Source organism: Blautia sp. HA3515, assembly GCF_059933065.1.
Genome location: NZ_JAYFUY010000124.1, coordinates 1 through 8638, shown reverse-complemented (window position 1 = coordinate 8638; position 8638 = coordinate 1). Strand labels below are relative to the sequence as shown.

Sequence of the window (8638 nt, the reverse complement as noted above, 5' to 3'; positions counted from 1 at the left end):
CTGGCAGATATTGTACCGACTCTGATTCAGCTGATGGGTATGGAACAGCCAGAAGAAATGACAGGAAAATCTCTTCTGGTCCAGAAATAATCCGGGATTTTATCATACACATAATTCACAAAAATTACGAAAAGATCATACTGAAAATACGCGAAAAAGCCCTTGCAGAAGCAGGGGCTTTTTGCTATAATCTCTCTGCTATTATGGAAACACAGCAAAATATACGGTTTTGGACAAATGTCTGTATAAGGAGGAGTAAACATGCGGACAGATATGACTGCAGGGAAGCCGATGAAAATCTTACTGGATTTTACCATTCCAGTGTTTATCGGAAATGTATTTCAGCAGTTCTACAACATGGTAGATGCTATCATTGTAGGAAAGTTCGTGGGTACGAAGGCGTTGGCAGCGGTTGGTTCCACAGGGACTATCATGTTTTTGATTCTTGGATTTCTGACTGGCCTTACCGCAGGCTTTACGGTTCTTACAGCACAGAAATTCGGTGCAGGGAAAATGGATGAAATGCGTCAGACAGTAGGAAATGCTGCACTTTTGTCTATTGTTGTATCTGTAATTATGACAGCTGTAAGTATGGCTGGAATGCACAGTCTTTTAAAGTTTATGAATACGCCGGCAGATATTTTCAAAGATGCCTATGCGTATATCATGATCATTTGCGGTGGGATTTTTGCACAGGTGCTGTACAATATTCTGGCGAGTATCCTGAGAGCACTGGGCAACAGTAAAACACCTTTATATTTCCTGATCCTGGCAGCACTTTTAAATATTGTGCTGGATCTTGTTTTTATTGTGGTATTTCATATGGGGGCAGCAGGAGCAGCCTGGGCTACAGTGGTGTCACAGGGCGTTTCTGGTTTGCTGTGTCTGCTTTATATTATAAAGGCAGTGCCGGAACTGCATCTTTCCAGGGATGACTGGAAATACCGTCCTTATCTGGCAAAGAATCAGATCAGCGTAGGGATTCCCATGGGGCTTCAGTATTCCATTACAGCCATTGGGGCAATGATGGTGCAAAGTGCATTGAATATCTTGGGAGCCTATGCAGTTGCTGCATTTACAGCCGGACAGAAAGTGGAAAATATATTTTCACAGGCATATGTGGCCCTGGGTACAGCAATGGCTACTTATAATGCACAGAATGTAGGAGCAGGAAATGTGCAAAGAGTCCGGGAAGGTTTTCGCAGTGCCAATATCATAGGAGTGACCTATGCCATTATTACCGGTGCGATACTGATTTTCTGGGAAAATATTTTGCATATCTTTTCATTTCAGACAATATCGATTCTGTACTTCCTATGGTAGATACATATGTAAAATGTGTGGGATTTTTCACGATTCCTCTGCATTTTGTAAATGTGCTTAGAAACGGGATCCAGGGTATGGGATATGGCCTTCTGCCTATGATGTCCGGTGTGGCAGAGCTTGTTGGCAGGGGTGTGACAGCTGTGGTGGCTGCGCATAAGAGGAGCTACGTAGGAGCCTGTCTTGCAAGCCCGGCAGCCTGGATAGTGGCAACCATACTTCTGATCACCATGTATTTTTATGTGATCAAAGATACAGAAAGAAAACTTGGGAGAACAACAAATGATTGATTTGCATTGTGATACAGTATCAAAACTGGCATCGGTTTTTCACAGGGGAGATCTGATGCATAATCCATACAGTGTGGATGTGGAACGGCTTGAGAAGGCAGGAGCACTGATACAGTGTTTTTCCACTTTTTTTGATGTAGGTAAATATGGAACCGCCAGGCGGGATGAAAAGGCATATGTAACTGCTAATCATATGATCGATGTGTTTGAGAAAAATCTCAGACAGTGCCATGATAAAGTTATTTTTGTGAAAAATTATGAAGATATCCGGCAGTGTATGGATACTGGCAAAACAGGGGCACTTTTAACAATGGAGGATGGGGACTCCTGTAGGAAACAGCCTGGAAAAACTGCAGCATTTTTATAACAGAGGGATTCGCCTGATCACACTGACCTGGAATTATGAGAATGAGATCGGATATCCTAATTCCAATGATCCGGGAGTGATGGCCAGCGGTCTGAAAAGCTTTGGATTTCAGGCACTGGAGGAAATGAATCGTTTAGGGATCATTGTGGATGTTTCCCATTTGTCTGATGGCGGATTCTGGGATGTGGCAAAGCATACTCAGAAGCCTTTTATTGCATCTCACAGTAATGCAAGATCCATTACTGTTCATTCACGTAATCTTACAGATAGTATGATCACAGCGATTGCTGAAAAAGGTGGCGTGATCGGCCTGAATTTTTGCTCGGATTTTCTGGGAACAGACGGGAAAAGCAGTATAGCCCATATGCTTCAGCATATCCGACATATTTATCAGGTGGGTGGCGAAGATGTGCTGGCTTTGGGAACGGATTTTGATGGCATAGAGGGGAAGCTGCAGATCAAAAGCTGTGATGAATTGTACAAGCTTCGAGAGGCTCTTCTCCAGCACAAAATGCCAGAACGGGTGATTGATAAAATGTGGCAGGAAAATGCATTGCGTGTTATGAAAGATATTCTGTAAAGCGGTAAAGAGAGATTACAAAAACGAACTGACTAAAGGATAAAATGGATAGGTAGGGATAAAATAAAGTTATAGTTTAAGTCACATAAAAAGAGAAAGTGTGTTATAATAACAGCACGTGACATTTTATGAGAGAGTGATTGCCATTGAGGAGAGTATAGATGAGCAATAAAAAGAGAAGAAGCGGGGAAAGCCAGCCATCCATTGAAGACAGGATTAATGAAGCGATGGATCCGATCACAACAGACGAAGAGTACGAAGACGGGTATGAAGAGGAAGGCTCAGAATACGAGGATGAGTATGAAGAGGAAGACTCAGAGTACGAGGGTGAGTATGAAGAGGAAGACCCGGAGTACGAAGACGAGTATGAAGAGGAAGACCAAGAGTACGAAGACGAGTATGAAGAGGAAGATCCGGAGTACGAAGATGAGTATGAAGAGGAAGACTCAGAGTACGAGGATGAGCATGAAGAGGATGTTCCTGAGCATAAGGAAGAAAAGAAGCAGCCTTCCAGACAGCATGCACAGAAGCGGGTGCAGGAATCTTCATCCAGAAGGTCTGCCCGTCCTAAGAAAATCGCATATGTGCCCATCACAGATGAGGATCTGGATTCAGCAATAGCTCCCCGGAAGCGTAAGAAAAAGCATAAAGGACTGAAGGTTACAGGGATAGTAGCTGCAATGATGATCGTGTCTGCAGGCTGTGCTTATGCAGCTGTATCATACTACTATTCCAATCATTTTTTCCGTGGAACACAGATCAATGGTTTGGATTGCTCAGGCAAGACAGCCTATGAGGTGGAACAGGCTATTGCAGGGCAGGTAGAGAATTATTCTATTCAGGTTTTGGCGAGAGACCAGGAGCCTGAGAGTATTTCAGGAAGCAGTATTAATTATCAATATGCATCAGATGGTGAGATATTGGCGCTTTTAAAATGCCAGAAGCCATATGAGTGGATTCGTGGTTTTTTTGAAACCAGAAGCTACACCACAAAAGAAAATGCTACCTATGATAAGACTTTGCTGCAGAATCAGGTAAAGGCATTAAGCTGTGCAAAAGAAGAGAATCAGATAAAGCCGGAAAATGCATATGTTGCTTTAAGCGGCAGTGAATTTCAGATCGTTCCCGAGACACAGGGGAGTGAACTGAAAGTAAAGGAAGCTTATAAGGTGCTTGATGCGGCAGTGGCAGGCAGCCAGCCTACTGTGGATCTGGGAAGTGATCCGGATGTGTATGTTCAGGCAGCAGTTACCAGCGACAGTCCGGATCTGCAGGCTACCAGAGATGCATATAATAACTATACAAAGGCAAGCATTACCTATACTTTTGGCGATCAGCAGGTTACGCTGGACGGAGGCACCCTGAAGGACTGGCTGGAAGTAGATGAGAAAGGTCAGCTGATCGGTGGAGATGATTCGTCCTTTAAGCAGCATATTACAGATTTTGTTGCGCAGCTGGCAAAGGATCATGATACAGTTGGAACCACCAGAGAATTCCATACGACCAGCGGCCGGACAGTGTATGTATATAGTTCTGTTTATGGATGGGAGATCGACCAGGCACAGGAAGTAGAGCAGCTGACCCAGGAGATCAGCAGTGGCGCTCAGACAGTCCGTGAGCCGGCATATTCAAAAAGAGCAGAATCTCACGGCTATAATGACCTGGGCAATACCTATATTGAGGTTGACCTGTCTGGACAGCATATGTATTATTACCAGGACGGAAGTATTATTTTTGATTCAGATATTGTTTCCGGGGATATGCAGTATGAGGACCGGAAGACTCCGGAGGGAATCTATACCCTGTACTGGAAGAAGAGCCCGGATGTGCTAAGAGGCAAGCAGAAGCCGGACGGCACCTATGAATATGAGACACAGGTTACTTACTGGATGCCTTTTAACGGCGGCATAGGATTTCATGATGCATCCTGGCAGCCTTACTTTGGCGGTGACAGATATCTTTATGGAGGATCACACGGATGTATCAACATGCCTCCTGCCAATGCAGCGATCCTGTATAATATTATTCAATATGATGTACCGATCATTTGCTTTTATTAAGCAGGGATGGATGCATATTTAAAAAGATTGGAGAAGAACGATGGGGGAAACACTGGACATTTTTATTACTGTTGTGTCGCTGGCAGTGGGAGTTATGCTGCTTACAGGACATGGGGATTTTTTCATGAAGGGCGGAAATGCGGATTTACGAAAGAAGCTTTATGATGAAGAAAAATTACAGAAAGCATCTGGGATCGCACTGCTCTGCTATGGTGCTGTTACAGGGATCAATATGCTTTTTAAAGGATTTACAGCATCCATTATTTATTTTGTAGTCATTCTTGTTATTTCAGCAGTTCTGATCTGGTACATTCGTACCAGATGCAGGAAATAATAACTGCCGCCAGCGGATCTACCTGCAGATCGTAAGCAGGTCCGCTGGTTTTTTTATGATATAGTTCGGATTTTCTACTGTTCCATAGCCGTAAGAGGCAAAGACAAAATCTACGCCGGCCTTTTGGCATGCTTCAAAATCCCCTTTGGTATCGCCTACGTATACAGGGGCATGGAGATGATGCTTTTCCACTAGTGTCATAATATTTTCTGCCTTGGCCTGTCCGGAGATACCTGGGCAGAGATAGTCTGTGATCATTGGGCCAAAGCCTGTTTTTTCCAAAACAAGCTCAATATAGCCTGCCTGGCAATTGCTTACAATAAAAAGAGGGAAACGACCGGACAGTTCTTTCAGTACTTTCTCCATGTCTTCGTAAACAGGTGCACCTTCTTTTCTCAGGGCTTCGTGCTCCTTTTCACACAGAATATCGATTAGCTTAAGCTGGTCTTCCTGGGAAAGCGAAGGGAAAAGCTGCCTTGAAATATCGGGAAGAAGCTGACCGAATAAGGACTTTAACATAGGGGCTGTGATCACAGTATTCAGCTGCGTATGTTCTTTCACATAATGGGTCCATGTCCTGGCTACCACTTCTGTGGCGTCCCAGATAGTTCCGTCTACATCAAAAATGATTCCATCCATGAATATGTAACCTCACTTGTTTTTAGATATATTGTAGCCGTTCCACAGATCGGAACAGATAGAGTGCTGAAAAAATCATGATTACACGAATTGTTCCGTGCTTTGCACTCCTACAGTCCTTCATTTTATTAGAGACAGAAGAAAAAAGCAACTGCCTTTTGGAAAAAGGCAAGTTATGACTTTTATAACCATGACTTTTACAATTTTCATATTAGAAAAAATATATCAACAGGAAGATAGGAGAAAAATGAAATACGCACATATTGTAAGAGGAATATTTCTGGAAAGACCCAATCGTTTTATTGCAATTGTGGATATCCAGGGACAAAGAGAAACTGTTCATGTAAAGAATACAGGCAGGTGCAGGGAACTGCTGATCCCGGGAACAGAAGTGATTCTGGAGAAAAGTGACAATCCGGCACGGAAGACAGCATATGACCTGGTCTGTGTTTATAAAGGAAACAGACTGATCAATATGGATTCAGCAGCACCGAATCAGGCGGCAGCAGAGTGGATAAGGGAGGGAGGACTTTTTTCGGAAAAAGTAAGGGTGACAACTGAAAAAACTTTCGGTAATTCCCGTTTTGATATTTATGCAGAATCAGAAAAAAGAAAAGCCTTTATAGAAGTGAAAGGCGTTACTCTTGAAGAAAATGGTGTGGTACGCTTTCCTGATGCACCTACCGTAAGAGGTGTAAAGCATGTGGAGGAACTGATCCGATGTCTTAAGGAAGGATATGAGGCCTATCTTCTTCTGGTGATTCAGATGGAGCAGGTGCTTCGATTTGAACCAAACTGGAAAACACACCAGGCATTCGGAAGGGCGCTTGTGAAGGCACAGCAGGCAGGTGTGAAGATCCTGGCAAGAGAGTGTGTTGTAACACCAGATGAGATGAGGATCAGCAGGGAGGTGCCGGTTTTCTTGGAGGAGAGCAGTGAGTGAACAGACAGTGAAAAAGAAATTGTGGAGCCGCTTCTTACATGGTATAATGCAGTTAAGCGCAATTTACCCTGGCGCGATAAAGATAATGCATATTATACCTGGGTATCTGAGATTATGCTTCAGCAGACAAGGGTTGAGGCAGTAAAGCCTTATTTCGATAGATTTATCAGCAGATTGCCGGATATCCAGAGCCTTGCCACCTGTCCGGAAGAAGAGCTTATGAAGCTGTGGGAAGGGCTTGGATATTATAGCAGGGTAAGGAATATGCAAAAGGCGGCAATTCAGATAGTGGAGCAGTATGACGGGCAGTTGCCAAAGGATTTTGAGAAGCTTTTATCCTTAAAAGGGATTGGCCGGTATACAGCCGGGGCAATTGCTTCCATTGCTTACAGGATTCCTGTTCCTGCTGTGGATGGAAATGTGCTTCGGGTAGTGACAAGGCTTACAGAGAATCCACAAGATATTATGAAGCAGGCAGTTCGTAGAGAGATCGAGAAGCAGTTATCTGCCATTATCCCAGGTGTCCGTACCAGGGGATTTTAATCAGGCATTGATGGAGCTTGGAGCTGTGGTCTGTGTACCATCAGGATCACCTAAATGTAATATTTGTCCGGTGAAAGAGCTTTGCCAGGCATATATCAATGGCCATCAGGAAGCATACCCTGTTAAAGCAAAGAAAAAACCAAGATCCATTGAAGAGAGGACCGTTCTTGTGATCCAGGATGGCTGCAGCACAGCACTGCGGAAGCGACCAGGGGAGGGGTTACTGGCAGGGCTTTATGAATTTCCCAATATTCTGGGATACTATAGCAGAACACAGGCCTTGTCCTATGTGAGAGATTTGGGGCTGGATCCCTTATATATCCGGGAACTTCCTGATTCCAAGCATATCTTTTCCCATATTGAGTGGAGAATGAAAGCTTATCAGATCAAGGTGGCTTCATTGGATGGAGAACTGACACAGGACTTTTTCTTTGCAGGACGAGAGGAAACACAGCAACATTATGCCATACCGTCTGCATTCGGGGCATATTTAAAATATATGAGAGAAGCGTAATGATCTGGCAGACAGTATTGTGCACATAATTGCCAGAACGCTGAACAGTTATCTTAAAATATCATAAGTTACAGGTGAGGAGAATTTTATGAAGTTATTAAGTATTGCTATTCCGTGCTACAATTCAGAGGCTTATATGGAGAAATGTATCAATTCTCTTCTTCCGGGAGGAGAGGAAGTGGAGATCCTGGTAGTGGACGATGGTTCCAGTGACAGGACTGCACAGATCGCAGATGAGTATGCAGAGAAGTATCCGACTATTGTACGTGCTCTTCATCAGGAGAATGGCGGCCATGGCGCAGCGGTAAATACCGGACTTAAGAATGCTACAGGGCTTTATTTTAAGGTGGTTGACAGTGATGACTGGGTGAACCGTGAATCCTATGAGAAGATTCTCCATACTCTGGAGGAACTGGTCAAGGGGTCCCACACAGTAGATCTTCTGATCAGTAACTTCGTTTATGAGAAGCAGGGAGCTGTCAAAAAAAGGGTGATGCAATACAGACATTGTTTCCCTACAGAAGAGGTTTTCACCTGGGATCAGGTAAAGCATATGCCAAAAGGCAAGTACCTGCTGATGCATTCACTGATCTACAGGACAAAGCTTCTGGTTGACTGTGGATTAGAACTTCCCAGACATACCTTCTATGTGGATAACATTTTTGCATTTGATCCTCTTCCCTATGTGAAGACTATGTATTATGTGGATACTAATTTCTACAGATATTTTATAGGCCGGGATGACCAGTCTGTTAATGAAACGGTAATGATCCGCAGGATCGACCAGCAGATCAGAGTAAATAAGCTGATGGTGGATTCCTATACTAAGCATACTTCCATGAACAAAAGGACCAGAAAGTATATGATCAGTTATCTGGATATTATTACCACTGTTTCTTCTATTATGCTGATCCGTTCAGGCACAGCAGAGGCACTGGAAAAGAAGAAAGAGCTTTTGGCATATATTAAGGATACCAACAGATCACTGTATTCAAGGCTGCGTTTTGGTCTGATGGGGAATTTCATGAACCTGCCTGGAAGAGGC

General features: G+C 43.7%; 9 protein-coding genes and 1 pseudogene. 9 read left to right on the top strand and 1 reads right to left on the bottom strand.

Annotated features, from left to right (window positions below; translation table 11 throughout):
- Nucleotides 1-261 precede the first annotated feature (261 nt).
- The 5 genes and pseudogenes from R1Y93_RS10525 (at nt 262) to R1Y93_RS10505 (ending at nt 4954) form a co-directional block, all read left to right on the top strand.
- Nucleotides 262-1613: pseudogene (locus R1Y93_RS10525) on the top strand (MATE family efflux transporter).
- The gene (locus R1Y93_RS10520) at nt 1606-1980 is read left to right on the top strand and encodes a membrane dipeptidase (RefSeq protein ID WP_500822777.1); all 375 of its coding nucleotides are present in this window, start codon (nt 1606-1608) and stop codon (nt 1978-1980) included. The pseudogene R1Y93_RS10525 and the gene R1Y93_RS10520 overlap by 8 nt, the downstream one beginning before the upstream one ends.
- On the top strand, nt 1931-2560 hold the full coding sequence (locus R1Y93_RS10515) for a dipeptidase (protein ID WP_500822776.1): 630 nt from the start codon (nt 1931-1933) through the stop codon (nt 2558-2560). Before R1Y93_RS10520 ends, R1Y93_RS10515 begins: the two co-directional genes overlap by 50 nt.
- 161 nt (nt 2561-2721) lie before the next feature.
- Nucleotides 2722-4620: a L,D-transpeptidase family protein gene (locus R1Y93_RS10510; protein ID WP_500822775.1), complete on the top strand. Its 1899-nt coding sequence runs from the start codon at nt 2722-2724 to the stop codon at nt 4618-4620.
- A gap of 40 nt (nt 4621-4660) precedes the next feature.
- A complete protein-coding gene (locus R1Y93_RS10505; protein WP_500822774.1) occupies nt 4661-4954 on the top strand; it encodes a DUF3784 domain-containing protein in 294 nt (97 codons plus the stop codon).
- An 18-nt stretch (nt 4955-4972) separates the two neighbouring features.
- Here R1Y93_RS10505 and R1Y93_RS10500 read toward each other — a convergent pair whose 3' ends face one another.
- Complete coding sequence (locus R1Y93_RS10500; RefSeq protein ID WP_500822773.1) at nt 4973-5593, bottom strand: HAD family hydrolase; 621 nt, start codon at nt 5591-5593, stop codon at nt 4973-4975.
- Between the two features lie 247 nt (nt 5594-5840).
- On the opposite strand from R1Y93_RS10500, the gene sfsA reads away from it, so the two are divergent.
- The 4 genes from sfsA to R1Y93_RS10480 form a co-directional block, all read left to right on the top strand.
- Nucleotides 5841-6536 (top strand): DNA/RNA nuclease SfsA, encoded by a 696-nt coding sequence (gene sfsA, locus R1Y93_RS10495; protein WP_500822772.1) that lies wholly within the window; start codon nt 5841-5843, stop codon nt 6534-6536.
- A 21-nt stretch (nt 6537-6557) separates the two neighbouring features.
- Nucleotides 6558-7079 (top strand): A/G-specific adenine glycosylase, encoded by a 522-nt coding sequence (locus R1Y93_RS10490; RefSeq protein ID WP_500822771.1) that lies wholly within the window; start codon nt 6558-6560, stop codon nt 7077-7079.
- 10 nt (nt 7080-7089) lie between these two features.
- Nucleotides 7090-7593, top strand: a complete 504-nt coding sequence (locus R1Y93_RS10485; RefSeq protein ID WP_500822770.1) for an NUDIX domain-containing protein — start codon at nt 7090-7092, stop codon at nt 7591-7593.
- A gap of 88 nt (nt 7594-7681) precedes the next feature.
- The coding region (locus tag R1Y93_RS10480; RefSeq protein ID WP_500822769.1) for a glycosyltransferase family 2 protein at nt 7682-8638 on the top strand (957 nt) is incomplete at its 3' end.